The organism is Luteimonas salinilitoris (genome assembly GCF_041300785.1).
In the GTDB taxonomy this organism is placed as follows: Bacteria; Pseudomonadota; Gammaproteobacteria; order Xanthomonadales; family Xanthomonadaceae; genus Luteimonas; species Luteimonas salinilitoris.
This window is the reverse complement of sequence record NZ_JBFWIB010000011.1, coordinates 36,791-58,247: the sequence shown is the minus strand read 5'-3', so window position 1 is coordinate 58,247 and position 21,457 is coordinate 36,791. Positions and strand designations below refer to the sequence as shown.

The following is a 21,457-nucleotide window of genomic DNA, read 5'->3' as shown; positions in this document are numbered from 1 at the left end:
CACCGAGCGCTGGTCATCCGCTTTTCCACCGTTGCTTCGAGCATTGCTCAGGCCCCCCCGCGCATCACCACTTGGCGCGGAGCACCGCCGAGTAGCGGCGGTCGTTCTCGAACCAGGCGCGGTTGTACAGCGTTTCGTCGACGAAGCCATCGCGCCTGTACCCGCGCGGCCCCATCAACAGCTTGGTGACCGAGTTGGTCAGGTTGTTGGCCTGCACGCCGATCTGGACGTTGTCGTTGATATTGAAGAAGAACGAGCCGTCGAGCTGGCCGTAGTCATCGTTCCACACCGGCATGCGCATGGCGGGCATCGCATCGCTGCTGGTCAGCAGGTAGCGCGAACGCCAGTTGTAGGCCAGGCGGAACGACACCCGTCCGCGCTCGTAGATGCCCATCAGGTTGTAGCTGCGCTTCGACAGGCCCTCCAGCGGCAGCTCCAGCGGCACGGCCCCGGGAAGGGCGGCGTTGTCGCCGCTTGGGGGGCTGACATCGGCGTTGGTGCCGCCCGAACTGTCGACGTAGGTGTAGTTGGCCTGCACGCCGAGGCCCGGCAGGAAGTCGAAGAACTGCGAGTAGCCGAGCTCGAAGCCGCGGATCTTGCCCTCGTCCAGGTTGCGGGTACGCGTCATCAGATAGGTTTGGCCGTCGATGATCTCGGCCGCCAGGGCCGACGCGAAGTAGTCCTTCACGTCCTTGTAGAACAGGGTCGCATAGAGGCTGTTGGCCGGGCCGAAGTACCACTCGAGCGCGGTGTCGAACTGGTTGGCGCGCATCGGCTTCAGTTCGGGATTGCCGCCGCTGCCGCTGTAGCTCAGGTCGTCCTCGCCGCACAGCTCGGTGCGCAAGCCGTCCTGCAGGGCCCGATTGCAGCCCGATGCGTCGGCGGACAGCGTCATCCACGGCTGCATCAGCCGGAACTCCGGCCGGGCGATGGCCTTGGACGCGGCGAAGCGCCACTGCAGGCCCTCGATGAAGCGCAAGCGCACGTTCAGGCTCGGCAGCACGTCGGTATAAGAGCTGCGGGTGCTGCTCTGGAAGGTCTGTCCGGCGAACTTCTCCAGCGCTTCCGGCGTCAACACGCCTCCCCAGTTCGCCATGTTCGGCATCTGGCCACCGCCGACGCTGGTCACGCTGGTCTTGACCACGCGCACGCCGAGGTTGCCGTCCACAGGCACGCCAAGCGCGTCGTGGTTCTCGAAGTACAGGATGCCGTAGCCCGCCTGGGTGCGCTCGTCCTGCTCGTTGAGGTGATTTGGCCCGTAGGCGACCGGCGACCACGTGTCGCCGGTGGAAGGGATCGTAGACAGGGTCGCAAGGACGTTCTCCCGGGTAACCAGGGCATCCCTTGCCGTCCAGAACCGGGTCGGCACATTGACCTCGCCGCCGAAGAAATCGCTCATCGAATACAGCATCGACTCGCCGGGGTAGAACTGATCCAGCCAGGCGACGGGGGGGCGATCCGGATCCGGCGGATTGGCGATCCTCCTCCAGTCGTCGCTGATGGGACCCCAGTTCCAGTTCGTGGACCGGCTGCTGTAGCTGCGGTCGGCCAGGCGCGCGCCGAAGCGCACCAGGCGCAACCAGTCGCCGTCGTTGAAGGCGTATTCCAGGTCGACGCGACCGGCCCGCTCGGTGCCTTCGTTGTCCGCGATGTGGTCCATGGCCGAGCGCCAGAAGTAGCGGTCCTGCGTCAGCGCGGTGGACGGGTCGGCGATGGTCAGCGACGGGTACTTGCCGCTCAGATCCAGGGTGACCTCGTCCAGCAGGGTCGAGGTGTGGACCGAGAAGTCGACGTTGTCGCTCGTGGACTTCACGTACTGGAAGTCGCCGCGGGCGATGAAGTCGTCGGTGATGAAGTGCCTGAAGCCCGCCGACCAGTCGGTGGTCTGCGAACTCTGCACGTTGTAGCGGTTGCCGGCGGCGAACTGGATGCCGGGGCGCTGGTACATGTTCGCGGGGCCATCGTCGGGCGAACCGCGCCAGCCGCCCTGGCGCAGGGTGCCGCTGACGAAGCGGCCGTTTTCGTCGTAGACGAACCGGGTGCCGGGCATCGGCACCACGTTGTTGGTCTTGTCGGCGAGGCCGTCACCCCATACCGGCTGGAATTGCTCCGGATCGCCGCTCCACTGGTCGTCGTTGTTCTTTTCCATGCTGCCGCAGCACTCCATGAAATGCTCGCGCCAGGTCAGGTCGTACTTGGTGGTGATGACCTGGGTGTACAGCTCGGTGTCGTCGTTCGGACGCCACTGGAGCGCGAACGCGCCGCCCCTGCGCTTGCGCTCGAAGTCGGTGCGGCGCCAGTTCACGCCGCCGGGAACGAAGACATGGTCGCGGTCGGTGCCGGCCAGCAGCGCGTCGCGCTGGGACTCCGCCGGCTGCCAGCTGTCCAGTTCCCAATCGTAGTACCAGTCGTCCGGCCCGCCTTCCGGCTGCTCCGCAGGCATGCGTCCACGGCGCACGAAGGGCTGGACCTGGATGCCGTCCGAACGGGTGGCCAGCTCCGAGTAGGACACGTTGGCCAGGATGCCGATCTCGCCGATACCGGTGTTCCAGCGGTCACTGAACAGGAACGAAGCCGAGGGCTTGCCCTCCTTCGCCTTGTCGCCGTAGTTGTAGTCCACGCTGCCGGCGATCTTGCGCCCGGACTCGTCGAAGGGCATGCGCGTGCGCAGGTTGACGGTGCCGCCGAGGCCGCCCTCGATGATCTCGGCCGAGGGGTTCTTGTACACGTCGATGCCGGCCATCAATTCCGCCGGCACCTCTTCGAAGCTGATGCCGCGGCCGCCGTTGGCGCTGAACACGTCGCGGCCGTTGAGTTCGCCGCGCACGAAGGTCAGGCCGCGGATCATGACGCCACTGCCTTCGGCGGAGAAATGGTCCGTATCGTCGCGCGCGGCGAAGCCGGTGACGGTCACGCCGCTGATGCGCTTGAGGGTTTCGGTGACGCTGCGGTCGGGCAGCGCGCCGATGTCCTCGGCGGTGACCGAGTCGATGATCTGCTCGGCGTCCTGCTTGATCTCCTGGGCGCGGATCACGGCGCCGCGCACACCCATGACCACGACGCTGTCCAGGTCGACGACCTGGTCCGCCTGCCCCGTCTGTTCCTCCGGATCCTGCGCGTGCACGGCGCCCGCACACAGGACCAGCGCCACGCCCAATGCCAGTGCGGAATGTTGCCAATGGCGCGGCTGACGCGCCGCGCCGCGGCGGGCATCACGAAACGAATGCTTCGACATCACAACTCCCTCCCCAGGGATACCTATTGCCGTTATTGGATACCGATGGTTCCGGCCTCTTTTTTATGCGGTTTGATGGTAGCGCTACCTTTTCGTTGCCGCATACCTCCTTTCGGAGTGGACGGGGCTCGGGATGACAGCGCTGCCATCGGCAATCTAGTCCGCCCGCTCCGGGCGGTCAATGATGAGCCGGAATATCCACAATGCCCGGAAGACAGACCCGGATTCCGCCGCGAGTTCGTGGCGTACCGCCGTTGGCCGGCCCCGGCCGCTCGAAGCGGTTGTGCGCATCCATCGCGTCGGCGGTCAGCACGCGGCCGCGGGCGCCCCTGGCTTCGCCGCCTCGCACGGTCGGTCACGGGGACCTGGCGGTCCGCCCTCAATCCCGCAAGCGCGCTCCCTCGGCGGCGTCCTCCAGGCCGATGTTGCTCGACGCCGCGTCGTAGACCTCGCGGTACAGCAGCCCGGTCTCCTTGGCCACCAGCACCGGCACCAGTATCTGCCCGGTGACGTTGGTCATGGTGCGCATCATGTCGAGCACGCGGTCGATCGCCAGCAGGAGGCCCAGCATTTCCAATGGCAGGCCCGCCGCGCTCAGCACCACGGTGGCCATCACCACCGCGGTGCCGGGCACGCCGGCGGTGCCGAAGCTGCCCAGCACCGAGGCCAGCAGGATCGCGACGTAATCTAAGACGTCGCCCAGCGTTTGCCGTTGCCCGCCTCGTTCACGGGCAGGCAGCCGTGGTAGGCGCCGGGGATCGGCAGGTACTGCAGCACCTGGGTCGCGCCGGGTTCGGAAACGAAGAACCCGTGCAGCGCCAGCTGTTTCGTTGCGAGGACGAACGGACGTCCGCCCGATGGCCGGATCTGCGTGCGCTGCTCGAGCGGCGCGTCGCCCCTGATTTCCCGTGCGAGCTGGTCCCGGTATCGTGCGGATCGGGCAGTCTCGTCCTCGATCGCGGCGTCATGGATCCGCTGCAGGAACGCCTGCTGGACCGGCGGCTCCAGTTCCAGGAACGGCTTGCCGTGCTCCTGGCGCGCGGCCGCGTCGAACTCGTGCAGCTCTTCCAGGTAGCGATCACGCACGTCCTGCGAGTAGACCTCTTCCAGCGCCGTTGCGATGAAGGCCGGCACGCCCACGTCGAGCGCGCCCGGCGTGTCGGTACGCGGGATCATGATGTCCACGATCCGCTCGACGATGGCCTGTTCGCTTTCGCCGAACCTGAGCGGAGCCGGCGTCCCGCTCGCCGCCGGCTCCCTGGAACACCCGCCAAGCACGCCAAGGATCGACGGCACGGAAGCCATGCCGCCCAGTAGCAGCGCTCCCCGCCGTAGGGCTTCGCGACGATTCATGGTTGCTCCCATCAGAGATTCATCCGCTTAAGCTCTTCCACGGCATGATCGACCGCGCGCGCGGTCAGGGCCATGTAGGTCAACGAAGGATTCTGGCACGCCGACGACGTCATGCACGAACCGTCGGTGACGTAGACGTTCTTGCAGGCGTGCACCTGGTTCCAGCCGTTGAGCACCGACGTCTTCGGGTCGCGCCCCATCCGCGCCGTACCCATTTCGTGGATGCCCAGCCCGATGCCGTAACTGCCGTCCCACATCGTGACGTCGCGATAACCGGCGGCTTCCAGCATCTCGGCCGCGTCGCTGGCCATGTCCTTGCGCATGCGCAACTCGTTCTCGCGCAGGCGGGCGTCGAACGCCAGGATCGGCAGGCCGTGCTTGTCCTTGCCGCTGCGGTCGATGGTCACGCGGTTGTCGTGGTACGGCAGGATTTCCCCGAACCCCCCCATGCCGATGCTCCAGGGACCGGGCGCCTGGGCCTTCTTCTTCAGCGCTTCGCCGAGTTCGGGATCGGACTGCAACGCATCCCAGCCGGCGCGCTGCGCACTGCCCTGGTAGCCGAAGCCGCGCAGGTAGTCGCGCTTGTCCTTGCCGAGATTGCGGTAGCGCGGAACGTAGAACCCGTTGGGGCGGCGACCGGAGTAGTAACGATCGTCGAAGCCGTCGACCGATGCGCGGGCGCCGGCTCCCAGCTGGTGATCCATGATGTTGCAGCCCAGCTCGCCGCTGTCGTTGCCGAAGCCGTCCGGAAAGCGATTGGACACCGAGTTCATCATGATGAACGTCGAACCGAAGGTCGAAGCGCACAGGAAGATCACCCGCGCGAAGTAGTCGGTTTGCGCGCCGGTTTCGGCATCGAGCACGCGCACGCCCGTTGCCCGGCCCTTCTTGTCGTCGTAGATCAGCTCGTAGACGATCGCGTTCGGCACCAGGGTCATGTTGCCCGTCTCCTCCGCGGCCGGCAGCGTGCTCGAGTTGCTGCTGAAGTATCCGCCGAACGGGCAACCCCGAATGCACATGTTGAGGGATTGGCAGGTACTGCGCTGCGGGCTCTTGTCGTGCTTGAGCGGGGCCGTCAGGTGGGCGGCGCGGCCGATCGTCAGCGGGCGCCCGAACCTGTCCTTGACCTTGCGCTGGAAGTCCTGCTCCACGCAGTTGAGCTCCATCGGCGGCAGGAACTGTCCGTCCGGCAGCTGCGGCAGGTTTTCCGCCTGGCCGCTGACGCCGATGAACGATTCGACATGGTCGTACCACGGCGCGATGTCGGCGTAGCGGATGGGCCAGTCGACGGCGACGCCATCTTTCGCGTTCGCCTCGAAATCCATCTCGCTCCAGCGGTAGCTCTGCCGGCCCCACATGAGGGAACGGCCGCCGACGTGGTAGCCGCGGATCCAGTCGAACCGGTACTTCTCGTTGTAGGGGTGGTCGAGATCGTCGACGAACCAGTGCTTGCTCGCCTGGCTGATGGCGTACCCCGTACGCGCCTGCTTGGCCTGGCGCTCACGGTCGTTTTCCGTCGCCATGTTGCCGTAGGGCAGCTGCCAGGGATCCATGAGGACGGTCGGATAATCGCCATGCTGCACCATGCGCCCGCGGTCGAGGACCAGGGTTTTCAGCCCTTTCTCGGTCAGTTCCTTCGCTGCCCAGCCGCCGGAGATGCCGGTGCCGACCACGATGGCGTCGTAGGTATCGTTGCTCATTCCGAATCTCGGCCTAGGTCAGGGAATTCAGGTAGTCGTAGGCGACCTGCGCCGCTTCGAGCGGGTCCATGCGCGAGAACGGGCCCTCCTGCTCGGCGAAGGCGTGCTTGAGGCCGGCCTGCCTGGCCGCCGCGAAGATCGGCTCGTAGTCGACCACGCCGCGTCCCAGTTCCGAGCCGCGCATCTCTTCGGCGGTCGGCGCGGCGTTCGGGTCGCGCTTGGGCAGGAAGTCCTTGACGTGGATGAGCGGAATCCGGCCAGGAGACTTCTCGAAGTAATCGATCGGATCACGGCCTGCGAACGCCATCCAGCCGCAATCGATCTCGAACTGCACCAGGGCCGGATCGGTCTCGCGCCATATGATGTCGTAGCCGATCTCGCCGTCGCCCAGATCGACGAATTCCCGGTCGTGGTTGTGCAGCGCGAACTGCAGGCCCGCGCGTCTGGCGGCCTCGCCGATGCGATTGGCCACGTCCGCCGTGCGCTTCGCCTCCTCCGCGCTCATCGCGGATTTCCACCCGAGTTCCGTCGACATCGCCTTGCCGACCGGCTCAAGCAGCGACGACGCCGTCGCGTAGGTGGCGCCGAGCGCGTGCGCCTGCGCGAATGCCGCGTCGAGGTCGTCCAGGTCGAACTGCAGATGCGCGCTCGGGCAGCGCAGGCCGGCATCGTCGAGCAGACGGCGGAACTGCTTCGGCTCCAGGCCAGCGAAGCCCGCCGACTCCACCTCCTTGAAACCGATCTTGGCGAGTACGTTCAAGGTGCCGGCGGGATCGCCCTTGAGCGCGTCGTTGACCGTCCATAGCTGGATGCCGATCGGCTTGGCCGCGGGATCGGCCAGGAGCCGGCCCGGCAGTCCCGATGCGGCGACGGCCGTGCTCAGGGCCGCGGCGCGGGCGAGAAATTTTCGGCGCGATGGTTGGTGCATGGAACTTCGACTCCGTGACTGGCGACGCGGCAAGCAATGAAGTCGAACCTTATCACCCGAATGCCACGATGCGCGGCCCAATCACCGTATCCGCTCCCGTTATTCCAATTCTCGTATCCATATATTCCGAAAGCTGATCGGTAGGGACGGATCGCCATGCGCCTGCAGCTTGATCGGCGCCTCGGCGTGCGGCCTGTACTTCGGCTTGCCGATGTACACCGTCTCGCCCTCCAGCGCCGTATGGTGCTGCACGAGCACGCCGTTGTGGAACACGGTCACGTAAGCCGGGCTCTTCAGCGCGCCATCGGCCGTGAACACCGGCGCGGTCCAGAGGACGTCGTAGGTCTGCCACTGCCCCGGCGGCCGCATCGCGTTGACCAGCGGCGGCGCCTGCTTGTAGACGCTGGCCGCCTGGCCGTTGACGTAGGTCGAGTTCCTCCATGAATCGAGGATCTGGACCTCGTAGCCTTCGTCGTCCGGCCCGGTCGAAGCGAGAAACACGCCGCTGTTGCCCCGCGCCTGCCCCTCTCCGGATATGCCGTCCGGGACGCGCCATTCCAGATGCAGCTGGTAATTAGTGAAGCGCCGCTTCGTCTGGATATTGCCCACCGACTTGTCGACCGTCATCACCCCGTCGTGCACCTTCCAGCGCGCGGGGGAACCGTCCTTGGGGTTCTCCCACTGGTCGAGATCGCGTCCGTCGAACAACACGATGGCGTCCGACGGCGGCGCACTGCTTTCACTGCCTGGCGTGACGACGGCCGGCACCGGCTGCCATTGCTCGGTGGCTTCCGGATCGGTGGGCTCCGCCGCAATGACGAGCGCCGGAACCTGCGCGAGCGCGAGTGCCGACGCAAGCAGTACTTTTGGGTAACTGGTGGATCGTCGCAGGATGTCATTCATTGGCTCTGCCTCAAACCCTGCATATTTCCAGCGCCTTCGCGAAAGAATCGAAGGGATCGCTGTGCTTCGGCACGAACTCGTGTGCCAAGAACCCGTCGAAGTCCAGATCGGCGATCGCGGTCGCGATCGCCCGATAGTTCAGCTCCTGCGTGCCGTCGATTTCATGTCGGCCGGGGACGCCGGCCGTATGGAAATGCGCGATCCACTGCATGTTATCGCGGATCGTGCGGATCACATCGCCTTCCATGATCTGCATGTGGTAGATGTCGTAGACCAGCTTCACGTTGGGCGAGCCGACGCCTTTCATCACCGCCGCACCGAATGCGGTGTGGTCGCCTTGGTAACCGGGATGATCGACCTTGCTGTTGAGCAATTCCACGCAGATCGTCACATCATGCTCGGCCGCGAACGGAGCGATCTTGGACAGCCCCGCGACACAGTTGTCGAGCGCCTGGCGCTCATCGATGCCGGGCTTGCGATCTCCGAACATCGCGATCAGGTTCTTCACGCCGGCCTTGTTCGCGAGCGGGATGGCTGCTTCCAGTTCCTTCCACAGCATCGCGTGATTGGCCGGATCGTTGAACCCGACCGAAATGAACCCTTCCCGCCGGCTTGCATAGCCCATCGACACCTGCAGCCCGCTCTCGTGTACGACCGAACACTCATCCGGATAGACCAGGTCGATGCCGTCGAAGCCCGCCGACTTCAGTCGGCGGCACAGCTCGGGCAGCGGAGCCTGGGAAGTCCAGCGGCTCAGGGATTGCTTCAGCCGCCCAGACGCCTTCGCCGATGCTGCCGGGCCGTCGGAAGCTTCGGCCACGGGCAGCATCGAGGCTGCGCCCGCGGCGGCCACGGCCGCGATTTTGCCCAGCGCTGCGCGCCGGCTCATGTCATTCAGCTCGTACGCCATGCACCCTCTCCTATCGGTTGCCCGAATGGTGACGCACTGCCGAGAAACTGCGCCAGAAAAATCGCAGGACCCTTGATGGTCTTCACTGTCTGCCTCTTGGAATCCGTCATGCCGGCGGTAGTTATACTAAGAAGCGCGGACAATTGGCAGGGCCGACAGCGTGGAACCGCCCATCGCCATCTTGCAGAGAAGATCACCGCCGTAACGGCACCTGTGCAATCTCCTACCGACGCTGCGACCAATCCGGCCGGCTCCCGAACCATGCAGCACTGCAAGACGTATCACATCTGGGCATACGTTCGCGAAAAAACTTCATAGGTTTGAAACGTTATGAACACCTAAGCTGCCTTCTCGGGGGGGAGTCCGGATGACCGCTCACCTGAGGAGGACATCTGTTGAAACGCACAGAACTGTCGGTTTTCGTGCGGCGCGCGCTGGTTGTGGTGACTTGTGCGAGCCTTTACCCTGCCGCCTTCGCGCAGGACCCCGCCGCACCCCCCGGCCAAGAAGCAGTCACCGCCCCGACCGATCCGTCCTCCGCATCTTCGGACCCGGCCGCGACGGACGCGGAACAGCCGCGATCCGACGACATCCAGAACATGACCGAGGTCGTCGTCACCGGGCAACTGGCTGCGCTGCGCCGCGCGCAGGCGATCAAGCAGAATGCGGCCGGTGTGGTTGACGCCATTTCCTCCGAGGAAGCCGGCAAGTTCCCCGACCAGAACATCGCCGACTCGTTGCAACGAGTGCCGGGCGTGTCGGTCAACCGCACCGGTGGCGGTGAATCGAGCCAGGTCACGGTGCGCGGCCTGGGGCCGCAGTTCGTCAACGTGCTGGTCAACGGCCGTTCGATCGTGTCGGATGCCGAGAACCGCGGCTTCAACTTCGACACCCTGCCTTCGGAACTGATCAGCACCGCCGAGGTGTACAAGACCAGCGCCGCCGACATCGTCGACGGTGGCATTGGCGGCACCATCAATATCCGCACCGCGCGGCCGCTGGACAACGAGGGCTTCCATTTCGCCGGGTCCCTGAGCGCGCTCAACGACAGCATGGAAGGCAGCCTGGACGACAAGTCCACGCCCAAGGGCTCGTTCTTCCTCAGCCAGGCCAACGCCGACCGTACGTTCGGCTGGCTGCTATCGGGCATGTACTACAAGCGCAAGCACCGCAGCTACCAGGTCAATCAGCAAGGCTGGTATGTCTCCGATCTGACGGACCCGGCTGTGCTGGCGAGCCTGCCTCCAGCCTTCCACAGGCTGCGCGAGCAAGGTGTGGAGGAGGTGGCGACGCCGGAAACCACGATCGCCAACTACACGACCATCGATTCGGTGCGCAAGGGCCTGAGCGCGGCGATCGACTGGAATCCGAGCGATTCGCTGAAGCTGAAGTTCGATGCCATGTACTCGAACTACCGATCCGACCAGTTGCAGCACGGCCTGGGGTTCTATGGCAATACCAACGACATCACCGGGATCGAAGTGGATGAAAACGGCACCGCCACCGAGTATACCCGCGGCGACACCGGCACACTTGCGACCGACTACATCGTGTTCACGCTTCCGCGCGATGCGAAAGTATTCCAGACCGGATTGAACCTGAGCTGGCTGATCAACGACACCACCACCCTGGAAGTGGACCTGTCGCGCGCCAGGTCGTGGAACAAGTACGACAGCGGCGACTCCTACCGTGTGGTGGGCACCCGCAACATCGGCTATGTCCCGCACTGGACCAATCCCGGCGGCGGCGGGTTCCCCTACTACAACTACGACGAGCTCACGCCCAGCGACAACATTTCCAACCTGTACTCGCACTGCTGCGGCATGGGCGGCGATCATCGAACCAACCGGCTCGACGAGGTCAAGCTGAACCTGACCAAGTCCTTCCTGGACGGCCCGTTGGCGCAACTGAGCTTCGGTGCGCTGCGGTCCAACCGCTCCACCCGCTTCATCGACATGGGCGTGGCCGACGCCATGAACCTGTGCACCTTCTATTGCGGCTACAACAGCACCGCGCCGGCCGACAAGATCGGCGCCTACCTGTTCGATGCGGGCAACTGGTTCGGCGGCCACTCGAAGGGCTTCCCGAGCCAGTGGGTCAGCTACGACCCGGACATGTACATGCATTACCTGACCACGCCGGAGTCCTACATGCAGTTGCAGGGCCTGAAGACCGACGAGGAGATCGCCGCGTTCGTGGCGGCACTGGAGGCCAACGGTGGCGGCTGGGCGACCCACCCGATCCAGCGCAGCTACTGGCAAGTCAAGGAAAAGACCAACTCGTTCTACGTCAAGGCCGATTTCGAAGGCACGATGCGGGACATGCCCTGGCACCTGGACCTGGGCTACCGCTACATCAAGACCGACACCGTGTCCTCCGCCTTCGTGGCGCCGCTGCTGGACGTCCGGGTCAATCCGACCGATACCAGCAATGCCGTCGGCACCTTCGGTGATCCGGTGCTGACCCGGGATGACGGCAGCTACGCCTACTGGCTGCCGTCGGCCAACTTCAGGCTCAACCTGCGCGACGACCTGGTCTTCCGCCTGAACGCGTCCAGGACCCTGACCCGTCCGGAGCTTTCGCAGCTGCGGGTCTCGGCCGGCTACAACTTCCGGCCCAACAACCAGACCGTCAGCACCGGCAATACCGGTCTCAAGCCCTACCTGTCGGAGAACTTCGACATCGGGCTGGAGTGGTATTTTGCCGATACCAGCTATATCGCCCTCGCCGCGTTCTACAAGGAGGTCAGCAACTTCACCACCACGGTCGACACCCGGGTCGAGATCCTCGGCTTCCCGTTCACCCAGACCTTGCCAGTCAACCTCAACGAAGCGACGGTCAAGGGCCTGGAATTCACCTTCAATTACCAGTTCACCGCTCTGCCGGCGCCATGGGACGGGTTCGGCACGGCCTTCAACTACACCCACGTCAAGAGCGATGCCTCGATTGACGAGGCGATCCTGTCCGGCGCCGGCCGCTTCGCCATCCCCGGGATCGGTGATTCGGCCAACCTGAGCCTGTTCTACGAAAAGGGACCCTGGCAGGCGCGCCTGGCCTACAACTGGCGCGACGAATGGCTGTCGTGCCTGTCCTGCGGCGCCGGATCGCAGCCGGAAACGACCAAGGCCTATGGGCAGCTGGACATGAGCGCCGCCTACAGCCTGAACGATCACTTCTCGGTGTTCGTGGAGGGAACCAATCTCACCCGCGAGATACGCGAGGGCTACATGGTGTACGGCAATCGGCCGACCTTCATCAACTTCGATGGCCGGACCTATACCTTCGGAGTGCGCGCGAGATGGTAGTCGAGACCGGCATGCGCCGGCGCAGCTTCCTTCAGGCCATGACCGCCACCGCGGCGGCCGCCGCCGTACCCTTTGCCGCCGCGCAGGAGGCCGCCGGGGCTGCCGCAACGCCGGCGCAAGCCGGCAGGTTCCGGCTCAAATTCGCGCCGCACCTGGACATGTTCGAAGCCTCCGCCGGCAAGGACCCGATCGACCAGATCCGATTCATGGCCGACAGCGGGTTCACCGCGTTCGAGGACAACGGGCTGATGCAGCGGCCGCCGGCGCTGCAGGAACGCATCGGCAATGCCCTGGCGCAGGCCGGCATGACCATGGGCGTATTCGTGATCGATGCCGGCGACAACTGGAAGGTGTCCTACGCCACCGGCAAGCCGGAGTTCCGCGAGCGCTTCGTCCAGGCCTGCCGCGACGCGGTCGAGGTGGCGCGGCGCGTCAACGCGAAATGGATGACGGTGGTGCCGGGCTTCTCCGACGACACGCTGCCGCGCGGATTGCAGACCGGCCATGTCATCGACGCCTACCGCGCCGGCGCCGAAATCCTGGAACCCCACGGCCTGACGATGGTGATGGAGCCCTTGAGCGACCGCCCGGAGCTGTTTCTGCGCACGTCGGCGCAGGCTTACGAGATCGCGCGCGCGATCGACAGCCCGACCTGCAGGATTCTTTACGACATCTACCACATGCAGCGCAACGAGGGGAACCTGATCGCGCACATCGACCTGACCTGGGACGAGATCGCCTACTTCCAGATCGGCGACGTGCCCGGCCGCAACGAACCGGGAACCGGTGAGATCAATTATCGCAACGTGCTCGCGCACATTCACGCGCGCATGCGCGAGCAGGGAAGGGACTTCGTGTTCGGCATGGAACACGGCAAGTCGCAGGACGGCGTTGCAGGCGAGCGCAAGCTGATCCAGGCGTACCGTGAGGTGGACGTCGGCTGACGGCGCCGCCGCATTCATCCAAGGAAGGGTCAAGCCCGGTTGATCCGCAAAGGGCGCAAAGGACGCAAAGAAAAGCACCGAAATTTCAACAGTTTCGGCTTTGCGTTCCTCGCGTTCTTTGCAGGTGCCTAGGCGCCTGTCCTAGGATGTCCGCTTCCCTGGTGTGACGGACGTAGCAACGAAGACATGGCACACGGGGCGCGCGCTGCTCGTGGCGGCGATGCTGGCGTTTGCGCAGGCGGCGGCCGCGCAACCGGATACCGGAAGTGCCGGTGCGCAGAGTGGCGAGCGCGAGCTGGTGGAATCGCTGCTGGCGCGCATGACCCTGGAGGAGAAGCTGGGCCAGCTCACCCAGTACTGCGGACGCGGCAGCGAGACCGGACCGCGGGTGCCGGAGGGCGGCGAGGCGCAGATCCGGCAGGGCCAGGTGGGCTCCTTCCTGGGCGTGTACGGCGCCGAGTACAGCCGGCAGATGCAGCAGGTCGCGGTCGAGGAATCGCGCCTGGGCGTCCCGCTGCTGTTCGCGCACGACGTGATCCACGGGTTCCGTACCACGTTCCCGGTGCCGCTGGCCGAGGTCGCCAGCTTCGACGTCGAGGCGGTGGAGAACGCGGCGCGCATCGCCGCGGCGGAGGCCAGCGCGCACGGCCTGCACTGGACCTTCGCGCCGATGGTCGACCTGGCCCGCGACCCGCGCTGGGGCCGCATCGTCGAAGGCGCTGGCGAGGATCCTACCTGGGTGCGGTGATGGCGGCGGCGCGCGTGCGAGGTTTCCAGGGCGACGATCTGACCGCAACCGACACCATCCTGGCGACCGCCAAGCATTTCGTCGCCTATGGCGCCGCCGAGGGTGGGCGCGACTACAACACGGTCGACATGTCCGAGCGCACCTTGCACCAGATCTATCTGCCGCCGTTCAAGGCGGCGGTGGAGGCGGGGGTGCAGTCGATCATGCCGGCGTTCAACGAGGTCGCCGGCGTGCCGATGCACGCGCACCGGCCGCTGATCGAGACCCTGCTGCGGGGGGAGTGGGGATTCGACGGTGTGCTGGTCAGCGACTACAACGCCGTCCAGGAACTGATGCCGCACGGCGTTGCCGCGACCCGTACCGATGCCGGCATCCTCGGGCTGGAGGCCGGCGTCGACATCGACATGGTCAGCGAGATCTATCTGCAGGACGTCGCCGGGGCGGTGCGCGACGGGCGCCTGGACTAGGCCTTCGTCGATGCATCGGTGCGGCGCGTGCGGCGCGCCAAGTACCGGCTGGGTCTGTTCGACGATCCCTACCGCTACAGCGATCCGCAGCGTGAGGCCGTGCTCATCCTGGCGCCTGAGCATCGCGCCGCCGCGCGTGACCTGGCGCGCAAGTCGTTCGTACTGCTGAAGAACGACGGATAGGCTCTGCCGCTGTCCAAGGATCTGCGCACCGTGGCGGTGATCGGCCCGCTGGCCGATGACCAGCGCGAGATGCTCGGCAACTGGGTCGCGGCCGGCCGCCCGGAGGATGTGACGACGCCGCTGGACGGCATCCGCGCCGCCCTCGGTCCGGACGTACGGTAAGGGGGTCAGGTTCTGAGGTCTCCCCAACTTTTCCTCAGTCAGTTCCCGCACTTAACGAGCATCGAGCACTTCCCCCCTTTGAACAAGGGGGAAGAGCAAGCGCCGGAAAACGTGGGGAAACCTCAGAGCCTGACCTCGTTTCTCGCACCCGACAAGTCGGGATGCCCGGCTTCGACGACGCGAAGGAAGTCCGGTGGTCTATCTACTCGCCGGATCAAGGTCGTCGATGCTGGCCGTAAATCCCGACAAGATCGCCGAGACGCCCAAGCGCGTGCGTATAGCCAACCTGGTCACAACTGGCGCGCTCGCCGAATCCGTACTCGGCGAAGCACGCCGAGGCACCGATGTTGCGCGCGAATTCGGGATCGGCGGCCGTGTCACCGGTCACGACACAATCGGCGGGCTGTACCGCCGGAAACAGCGGCGAAATCCGCATGGAGAAGACCTCGGGATCGGGCTTCCTCGGTTTGCTCGGTTCTTCCGCGAGCACCAGGGAGAAGTGATCGCGGATACCGAAGCGGCTAAGGGATCCCTCGACCGCATTGGTGCCCTTGTTGCTGAGTAGCACCAGATCACCGACCGCGCTCAGGTGGACCAGCGTCTCTTCCGCGCTGTCGAAGAGCGTCACCAGCGATTCGTCATGGTCCGCATACCACTTCCGATAATCACGGCACCGACGCCCCACGGCCCCAATACCGATCAATGATCGTCCCCCATCGTCAATCCCGCGCGCCGGCGCCTTCGGCGGCATCCTCCAGACCGATGTTGCTGGAGGCCGCATCGTAGACCGCCCGGTCGAGCAGCCCGGTCTCCTTGGCCACCAGCACCGGCACCAGCATCTGCCCGGTGACGTTGGTCATCGTGCGCATCATGTCCAGCACGCGGTCGATGGCCAACAGGATGCCGAGCACCTGCAGCGGCAGGCCCGCAGCGCTCAGCACCACGGTGGCCATCACCACCGCGGTGCCGGGCACGCCGGCGGTGCCGAAACTGCCGAGCACCGAGGCCAGCAGGATGGCAACGTACTGCGCGAAGCTCAGCTCGATGCCGTAGTACTGCGCGGCGAAGATCGCCGCCAGCGAGGGATAGATCGCGCCGCAGCCGTCCATCTTGATGCTGGCGCCGAGCGGCACCGCAAACGCGGCGTAGTCGCGGTTCACGCCGAGGTTGTGGGTGACGCTGCGCAGCGCCGCCGGCAACGCGGCGAAGCTGGACGAACTGACGAACGCCACCTGCATGCCGGCCGCCGCACCGCGGAAGAACTTCAGCGGATTGAGCCCGTGCGCCAGCAGCAGGCCGCCGTAGACGAAGACGATGTGCAGCCCGCAGGCCAGGTACAGCGCGATGACGAAGTTGCCCAGCGGCAACAGCTTCTCGAAGCCGTAGGCGCCGACCAGCCCCGCGATCAGGCCGAAGGTACCGATCGGGGTGACCTCGAGCACGAAGCGCGTGACCTGGATCATCGCCTCGCTCGCCTGCCCCACCAGCTTGCGCAGGCCCTCGGTGCGCTCGCCCAGCTTCACCAGCGCGAAGCCGAGCAGGCCGGCGAAGAAGATGACCTGCAGGATCTTGCCCTCGGCCAGCGCCGCGAACGGATTGGTCGGCACGATGTCCAGCAGCACCTGCACCGGGGTCGGCACGTCGCGCGGCGCGTAGTCCGGCGGCGGCGCCAGATCGACGCCGACCCCCGGGTTGAACACGAAGGCGATCGTCAGTCCGACGCCGACCGCGAGGGTCGCGGTGATCGCGAACCAGCCGAAGGTGCGCCCGCCCAGCGCCGCCACCGACTGCTGCCCGTGCAGCGCCGAGACCGCGTTGATCACCGCGAAGAACACCAGCGGCACCGCGATCATGCGGATCAGGTTGACGTACAGCGTGCCCAGCGGCTGCAGCCAGGTTTCCGCCGCGGGACCGAGCAGCCAGCCGGCCAGCGCACCGAGCACGAAGCCACCGGCAACGCGCTGCCAGAACGGAATGCGGAACCACCACTTCAGCATCGAATTCGGACCAGGGCCGGGACGAATCACCGACGATACCCGAAGTCCCCGGCCCGCTGCAGTCATCTGCATGCAACACTGCGGCGCGCTGCCGGCGGCATAATGCGCGGCTTCGTCTCCAGGTTCCCGTCGTCGCGATGCGCATTCCCACGCTCTGCTGCCTGTCCGCCCTGCTCTGCGCCTGCGCCGCCCAGGTGCGCGATCCCGCCCCTGCGGCGGACGTCGGCACGCCCGCGACCGTGGCGCCGATCGACGTGCCGCGGATCGCCCGGCCCGACGGCGAGACCGCGCAATGGTGGTTCCGCAGCGGCGCCGCGGCGGCCGCCGAACGCGGCGCCATGGAAGGTCGCGCGAAGAACGTGATCCTGTTCGTCGGCGACGGCATGAGCCTGACCACGGTCGCGGCCGCGCGCATCCTCGCCGGCCAGCAGGCCGGCGGGTCCGGCGAGGAGCACCGGTTGGGCTGGGAGGATTTCCCGCACACCGCGCTCAGCCGCACCTACAACACCGACATGCAGACGCCGGACTCGGCCGGCACCATGACCGCGATGGCGAGCGGCGTGAAGACCCGCTCCGGCGTGATCGGCCTGGCCCAGACGCGGCCGCGCGGCGACTGCAGCGGCATCGAGGACAACGCCCTGCTCACCGTGCTCGAACTGGCCGAGAGCGCCGGCCTGGCGACCGGCATCGTCACCACCACCCGTATCACCCACGCCACGCCCGCGGCGACCTACGCGCGCTCACCCGACCGCGACTGGGAAAGCGATGGCCTGGTGCCGGCAACGGCGCGCGCGGCCGGCTGCGCCGACATCGCCCGGCAACTGCTCGACTCCCGCTTCGGCCGCGGCCCGGACGTGGTGTTCGGCGGCGGCCGCAAGCACTTCATGACCGTCGACCAGGCCGACCCGGAACACGCGGGCAAGCACGGCCTGCGCCGCGACGGCCGCGACCTGGTCGCCGAATGGCAGGCGAAGCACCCCGGCGGCGCGTACGTCTGGAACCGCGACCAGCTCGCCGCCGCGCGCGGCAAGACGCCGGTGCTGGGCCTGTTCGAGTACGACCACATGCACTTCGAGCACGACCGCCCGCGCGATCCCGGCGAGCCGAGCCTGGCCGAGCTGACCCGCGAGGCGATCGGCCGCCTGCTCTCCGCCGGCGACGGCTACGTGTTGCTGGTCGAGGCCGGCCGCATCGACCACGCCCATCACTTCGGCAACGCCCATCGCGCGCTGACCGACACCATCGCCCTGTCGGAGGCGGTCGATGCCGCGGTCGAGCTGACGTCTGCGGAAGACACCCTGATCCTGGTCACCGCCGACCACGCCCATACCCTGACCTTCGCCGGCTATCCCGTGCGCGGCAACCCGATCCTGGGCAAGGTCCGCGGCACGCTGGGCGATGCCGACGACGCCGACGACGCAAAGGACCTGACCGGCCTGCCCTACACCACCCTCGGCTACGCCAACGGCCCCGGCTACACCGGCGCCAGCGACACCCAGCCGGCCGGGCCGAAACGATTCCTGCACAAGGCCCACGGCGCCACCGCCGCGCACGGGCGCCCGGACCTGACCGACGTCGACACCCGGGACCCGGACTACCTGCAGGAATCGGTGCTGCCGCTGATCGACGAGAGCCACGGCGGCGACGACGTCGGCATCTGGGCGCGCGGTCCGGGCGCGGCGGCGGTGCGCGGCAATGTCGAGCAGCACGCGATCTTCCATTTCATGGTGCAGGCCACGCCGAAACTGCGCCAGCGCCTGTGCACCGCCGGCCTGTGCAACGCCGACGGCGTCCCGGTGGAACTGCCGCGCCCGCAGGACTTCGCCGAAGGCACGCCGTAGGAGTGACCGCTGCGAGGGCCGCCCCTTTGGTACGACAGACTCCCGACATTCCGGCCGCTATGCTGATTGCAATCGCCCTCCCTGGAGTGAAGACATGACCCGACTCGACGGCAAGGTCTGCGTGGTCACCGGCGCCGCCAGCGGCATCGGCAAGCGCATCGCCGAGGTCTACGCGCAGGCCGGCGGCCTGGTCGCCATTGCCGATCTCAGGCTGGAGGCGGCCGAGACCGTGGCCCGGCAGATCCGCGACGACGGCGGCGACGCACTTGCGGTGGCGATGGACGTCACCGACGAGGCCCAGGTGGTCGACGGCATCGCCCGGGTGATCGACCACTACGGCCAGGTCGACGTGCTGGTCTCCAACGCCGGCATCCAGATCGTCAACAAGCTCACCGACTTCAGCCTCGCCGACTGGAAGAAGATGCTCGCGATCCATCTCGACGGCGCCTTCCTGACCACGCGCGAGTGCCTGAAGGACATGGAGCAGCGCGGCGAGGGCGGCGCGATCCTCTACATGGGATCGGTGCACTCGCACCTGGCCTCCAGACTCAAGGCGCCCTACGTGACCGCCAAGCACGGCCTGCTCGGGCTGGCGCGCACGGTGGCCAAGGAGGCGGCCGGCTACGGCGTGCGCGCCAACGTGATCTGCCCCGGCTTCGTGCGCACGCCGCTGGTCGACAAGCAGATCCCGGAGCAGGCGCGGGAACTGGGCATCGGCGAGGACGAGGTGGTGAGGAACGTCATGCTCAAGGACACCGTGGACGGCGAGTTCACCACCGTCGACGACGTCGCCAACGTCGCGCTGACCCTGGCCGCGTTCGAGACCAACGCCCTGACCGGGCAGAGCATCGTCGTCAGCCACGGCTGGTTCATGCAGTGAACGCGATGCCGGCGGAGGTTCGGCGCCACATCGCGCGCTATCCCACGGTCGCGCTGGTGCTGCAAGGCGGCGGCGCGCTCGGCGGCTACCAGTGCGGCGTGTACGAGGGACTGCACGAGGCGGGCATCCGCCCGAACTGGTTCGCCGGCATCTCGATCGGCGCGATCAACGCGGCGATCCTGGCCGGCAATGCGCCCGACGAACGCATCCGGCAGCTGCGCGGGTTCTGGGAACTGATCTCCGATCCGGGCCCTTCGCTGTCGCTGCCGGCGCTCGCGGTGCGCAGCACGGTGGCCGCGCTGCCGGAGCATCCGGCGCTGTTGGCCTGGGCGCGCGGCATGGGCGCGCTCGGCTCGCTGCTGCAGGGCCAGCGCGGGTTCTTCGAGCCGCGCATGCTGTCGCCGTTCCTGTTCGAGGACGGCAGCCCGCAGGCCACCAGTTTCTACGACACCGCGCCGCTGCGCGGGACGCTGGAGCGCTTCATCGACTTCGAGCGCCTGCATCGCGACCGCAGCGTGCGCCTGACCGTCGGCGCGGCCAGCGTCACCCGCGGCAACTTCCGCTATTTCGACAGCGCCAGCGAGCCGATCCGGGTCGAGCACGTCCTCGCCTCCGGCGCGCTGCCGCCGGCGTTCCCGGCGGTGGAGATCGACGGGGAGCCGTACTGGGACGGCGGCGTCGTCTCCAACACGCCGCTCGAATACATCCTCGACTGCCGCCCGCACGAGGACACGCTGGTGTTCCAGGTCGACCTGTGGAGCGCGCGCGGCCCGGCGCCGCGGACGATGACGGACGTGCTGGAACGGATCAAGGACATCCGCTACTCCAGCCGCACCCGCCACGGCACGCGGATGGTGGAACTGGCCCAGCAACTGCGCACCGCGCTCAACGAGCTGATCGAACAGCTCCCCGGCGGCCGGCTGCCGACGCACCTGGAAGCCGCGCTGGCGCCGTACCTCGACGACCGCGTGTTCAACATCGTCCACCTGATCTACCAGAGCAAATCCTGGGAGCGCGAGCACAAGGACTACGCCTTCGGCCGCATCCCGCTGCACGACCACTGGAGCGGCGGCCTGCGCGACACCGCCCTCACCCTCCGGCACCCCGAGTTCTTCGCCCTGCCGGACCGCAGCGTCGGCGTGGCCACGCACGACGTGCACCGGCTCGCGAAATAGCGCTCCCGCCGTCGTTGCCCCGTAGAGCGGAGCTTGCTCCGCTACGCGGGCTCCGGAGCCGGGAGCAGCGGAGCAAGCTCCGCTCTACGGCGGTGTCCGGCATGCGGCGCCGGCGGCGGCCGTCAGAACGGCTTGGCCAGCACCAGGTACACGATCGCCACCAGCAGCGGCAGCGGCGCCTCGTTGAGCCAGCGCAGCGTCCGCGGCGACGGCAGCGCACGTCCGCCGTCGGCGCCCTTGAGCCAACGCCCGACCAGGATGAAGTACGCCAGCAGCAATGCCACCAGCATCAGCTTGGCATGCAGCCAGCCGCCCGCGACCTTGAAATGGAGCCACAACGTCAGGCCGAACACGAAGGCAAGGCCGAACATGACATGCCCGAAGCGGTACAGGCGCCGCCCCATCAGCAGCAGGCGCGCACGCACCGCGGGCTCGTCCCCGGCCTCGGCCAGGTTGACGAGGATGCGCGGCAGGTAGAACACGCTCGCCATCCAGGCGAACACGAACACCAGGTGCGCGGTCTTGGTCCAGAAATAGGCTTGCATCGTCGGCTCCCGTCAGCGCGCGACAGGATCGCATAACCGCGCCAGGCAGTCCTGTCCGCCGCGGTGGAGCCCGGCCCGTCGCCACGGGCGGCGCAAATGAGCAGCCAAGCTCATCGTGATGGGCCAAGCGCCCGGCCTGCGGCGATTCATTCTTGCGGCCCGTGGCGACGGCCCAATCCTC

The 21,457-nt window shown here is 66.8% G+C and carries 16 protein-coding genes and 2 pseudogenes; 8 read left to right on the top strand and 10 right to left on the bottom strand.

All coding sequences use genetic code 11. The features are described from left to right. Positions 1–64: 64 nt before the first annotated feature. From AB5T46_RS15380 to AB5T46_RS15350, 7 genes and pseudogenes are all read right to left on the bottom strand, one after another. Entirely contained in the window at positions 65–3,235 is a 3,171-nt protein-coding gene (locus AB5T46_RS15380) for a TonB-dependent receptor (RefSeq protein WP_370564909.1), read from the bottom strand. 379 nt (positions 3,236–3,614) lie between these two features. After that, positions 3,615–3,920 (bottom strand): annotated as a pseudogene (locus tag AB5T46_RS15375) (cation:dicarboxylate symporter family transporter); the annotation flags it as partial. Between the two features lie 2 nt (positions 3,921–3,922). Beyond that, the gene (locus tag AB5T46_RS15370; RefSeq protein WP_370564994.1) at positions 3,923–4,540 is read right to left on the bottom strand and encodes a gluconate 2-dehydrogenase subunit 3 family protein; all 618 of its coding nucleotides are present in this window, start codon (positions 4,538–4,540) and stop codon (positions 3,923–3,925) included. 59 nt (positions 4,541–4,599) lie between these two features. Then, complete coding sequence (locus AB5T46_RS15365) at positions 4,600–6,288, bottom strand: GMC oxidoreductase (protein ID WP_370564908.1); 1,689 nt, start codon at positions 6,286–6,288, stop codon at positions 4,600–4,602. 13 nt (positions 6,289–6,301) lie between these two features. Next, a complete protein-coding gene (locus AB5T46_RS15360; protein ID WP_370564907.1) occupies positions 6,302–7,216 on the bottom strand; it encodes a sugar phosphate isomerase/epimerase family protein in 915 nt (304 codons plus the stop codon). Between the two features lie 99 nt (positions 7,217–7,315). Continuing rightward, entirely contained in the window at positions 7,316–8,119 is an 804-nt protein-coding gene (locus tag AB5T46_RS15355; protein WP_370564906.1) for a 3-keto-disaccharide hydrolase, read from the bottom strand. A gap of 10 nt (positions 8,120–8,129) precedes the next feature. Then, positions 8,130–9,029 carry a hydroxypyruvate isomerase family protein gene (locus AB5T46_RS15350; protein WP_370564905.1) on the bottom strand — a complete coding sequence of 300 codons (900 nt, stop codon included), beginning with the start codon at positions 9,027–9,029 and terminating at the stop codon, positions 8,130–8,132. A 599-nt stretch (positions 9,030–9,628) separates the two neighbouring features. On the opposite strand from AB5T46_RS15350, the gene AB5T46_RS15345 reads away from it, so the two are divergent. The 5 genes and pseudogenes from AB5T46_RS15345 (at position 9,629) to AB5T46_RS15325 (ending at position 14,838) form a co-directional block, all read left to right on the top strand. After that, positions 9,629–12,334 carry a TonB-dependent receptor gene (locus tag AB5T46_RS15345; RefSeq protein ID WP_370564904.1) on the top strand — a complete coding sequence of 902 codons (2,706 nt, stop codon included), beginning with the start codon at positions 9,629–9,631 and terminating at the stop codon, positions 12,332–12,334. Next, entirely contained in the window at positions 12,328–13,278 is a 951-nt protein-coding gene (locus AB5T46_RS15340) for a hydroxypyruvate isomerase family protein (protein WP_370564903.1), read from the top strand. Before AB5T46_RS15345 ends, AB5T46_RS15340 begins: the two co-directional genes overlap by 7 nt. 220 nt (positions 13,279–13,498) lie before the next feature. Then, a pseudogene (locus AB5T46_RS15335) lies at positions 13,499–14,493 on the top strand (glycoside hydrolase family 3 N-terminal domain-containing protein). Positions 14,494–14,520: 27 nt separating this feature from the next. Next, positions 14,521–14,676, top strand: a complete 156-nt coding sequence (locus tag AB5T46_RS15330; protein WP_370564902.1) for a hypothetical protein — start codon at positions 14,521–14,523, stop codon at positions 14,674–14,676. 3 nt (positions 14,677–14,679) lie between these two features. Next, a complete protein-coding gene (locus AB5T46_RS15325) occupies positions 14,680–14,838 on the top strand; it encodes a glycoside hydrolase family 3 C-terminal domain-containing protein (protein WP_370564993.1) in 159 nt (52 codons plus the stop codon). A 214-nt stretch (positions 14,839–15,052) separates the two neighbouring features. On the opposite strand, the gene AB5T46_RS15320 is transcribed toward AB5T46_RS15325, so the two are convergent. Together AB5T46_RS15320 and AB5T46_RS15315 are read right to left on the bottom strand one after the other, a co-directional pair. Then, positions 15,053–15,589 (bottom strand): HAD family hydrolase, encoded by a 537-nt coding sequence (locus AB5T46_RS15320; protein ID WP_370564901.1) that lies wholly within the window; start codon positions 15,587–15,589, stop codon positions 15,053–15,055. After that, entirely contained in the window at positions 15,558–16,835 is a 1,278-nt protein-coding gene (locus AB5T46_RS15315) for a dicarboxylate/amino acid:cation symporter (RefSeq protein WP_370564900.1), read from the bottom strand. The genes AB5T46_RS15320 and AB5T46_RS15315 overlap by 32 nt, the downstream gene beginning before the upstream one ends. 137 nt (positions 16,836–16,972) lie before the next feature. Here AB5T46_RS15315 and AB5T46_RS15310 point away from each other — a divergent pair, with 137 nt between their 5' ends. The 3 genes from AB5T46_RS15310 (at position 16,973) to AB5T46_RS15300 (ending at position 20,731) form a co-directional block, all read left to right on the top strand. Further along, positions 16,973–18,676, top strand: a complete 1,704-nt coding sequence (locus AB5T46_RS15310; RefSeq protein WP_370564899.1) for an alkaline phosphatase — start codon at positions 16,973–16,975, stop codon at positions 18,674–18,676. Positions 18,677–18,770: 94 nt separating this feature from the next. Continuing rightward, entirely contained in the window at positions 18,771–19,556 is a 786-nt protein-coding gene (locus tag AB5T46_RS15305) for a 3-hydroxybutyrate dehydrogenase (protein WP_370564898.1), read from the top strand. A 5-nt stretch (positions 19,557–19,561) separates the two neighbouring features. Further along, a complete protein-coding gene (locus tag AB5T46_RS15300) occupies positions 19,562–20,731 on the top strand; it encodes a patatin-like phospholipase family protein (protein ID WP_370564992.1) in 1,170 nt (389 codons plus the stop codon). Positions 20,732–20,853: 122 nt separating this feature from the next. Here AB5T46_RS15300 and AB5T46_RS15295 read toward each other — a convergent pair whose 3' ends face one another. Beyond that, positions 20,854–21,276, bottom strand: coding sequence for a CopD family protein (locus AB5T46_RS15295; protein WP_370564897.1), 423 nt, complete (start codon positions 21,274–21,276; stop codon positions 20,854–20,856). Between the last annotated feature and the right edge of the window lie 181 nt (positions 21,277–21,457).

What these genes read in the sequence shown, in the direction of transcription:
- AB5T46_RS15350 (WP_370564905.1), bottom strand. Translation starts at nt 9,029, where the DNA reads ATGGCGTACGAGCTGAATGACATGAGCCGGCGCGCAGCGCTGGGCAAA.
- AB5T46_RS15365 (WP_370564908.1), bottom strand. Translation starts at nt 6,288, where the DNA reads ATGAGCAACGATACCTACGACGCCATCGTGGTCGGCACCGGCATCTCC.
- AB5T46_RS15345 (WP_370564904.1), top strand. Translation starts at nt 9,629, where the DNA reads ATGACCGAGGTCGTCGTCACCGGGCAACTGGCTGCGCTGCGCCGCGCG.
- AB5T46_RS15340 (WP_370564903.1), top strand. Translation starts at nt 12,328, where the DNA reads ATGGTAGTCGAGACCGGCATGCGCCGGCGCAGCTTCCTTCAGGCCATG.
- AB5T46_RS15355 (WP_370564906.1), bottom strand. Translation starts at nt 8,119, where the DNA reads ATGAATGACATCCTGCGACGATCCACCAGTTACCCAAAAGTACTGCTT.
- AB5T46_RS15300 (WP_370564992.1), top strand. Translation starts at nt 19,562, where the DNA reads ATGCCGGCGGAGGTTCGGCGCCACATCGCGCGCTATCCCACGGTCGCG.
- AB5T46_RS15360 (WP_370564907.1), bottom strand. Translation starts at nt 7,216, where the DNA reads ATGCACCAACCATCGCGCCGAAAATTTCTCGCCCGCGCCGCGGCCCTG.
- AB5T46_RS15320 (WP_370564901.1), bottom strand. Translation starts at nt 15,589, where the DNA reads ATGCCGCCGAAGGCGCCGGCGCGCGGGATTGACGATGGGGGACGATCA.
- AB5T46_RS15370 (WP_370564994.1), bottom strand. Translation starts at nt 4,540, where the DNA reads ATGGCTTCCGTGCCGTCGATCCTTGGCGTGCTTGGCGGGTGTTCCAGG.
- AB5T46_RS15295 (WP_370564897.1), bottom strand. Translation starts at nt 21,276, where the DNA reads ATGCAAGCCTATTTCTGGACCAAGACCGCGCACCTGGTGTTCGTGTTC.
- AB5T46_RS15310 (WP_370564899.1), top strand. Translation starts at nt 16,973, where the DNA reads ATGCGCATTCCCACGCTCTGCTGCCTGTCCGCCCTGCTCTGCGCCTGC.
- AB5T46_RS15305 (WP_370564898.1), top strand. Translation starts at nt 18,771, where the DNA reads ATGACCCGACTCGACGGCAAGGTCTGCGTGGTCACCGGCGCCGCCAGC.
- AB5T46_RS15315 (WP_370564900.1), bottom strand. Translation starts at nt 16,835, where the DNA reads ATGCTGAAGTGGTGGTTCCGCATTCCGTTCTGGCAGCGCGTTGCCGGT.
- AB5T46_RS15380 (WP_370564909.1), bottom strand. Translation starts at nt 3,235, where the DNA reads ATGTCGAAGCATTCGTTTCGTGATGCCCGCCGCGGCGCGGCGCGTCAG.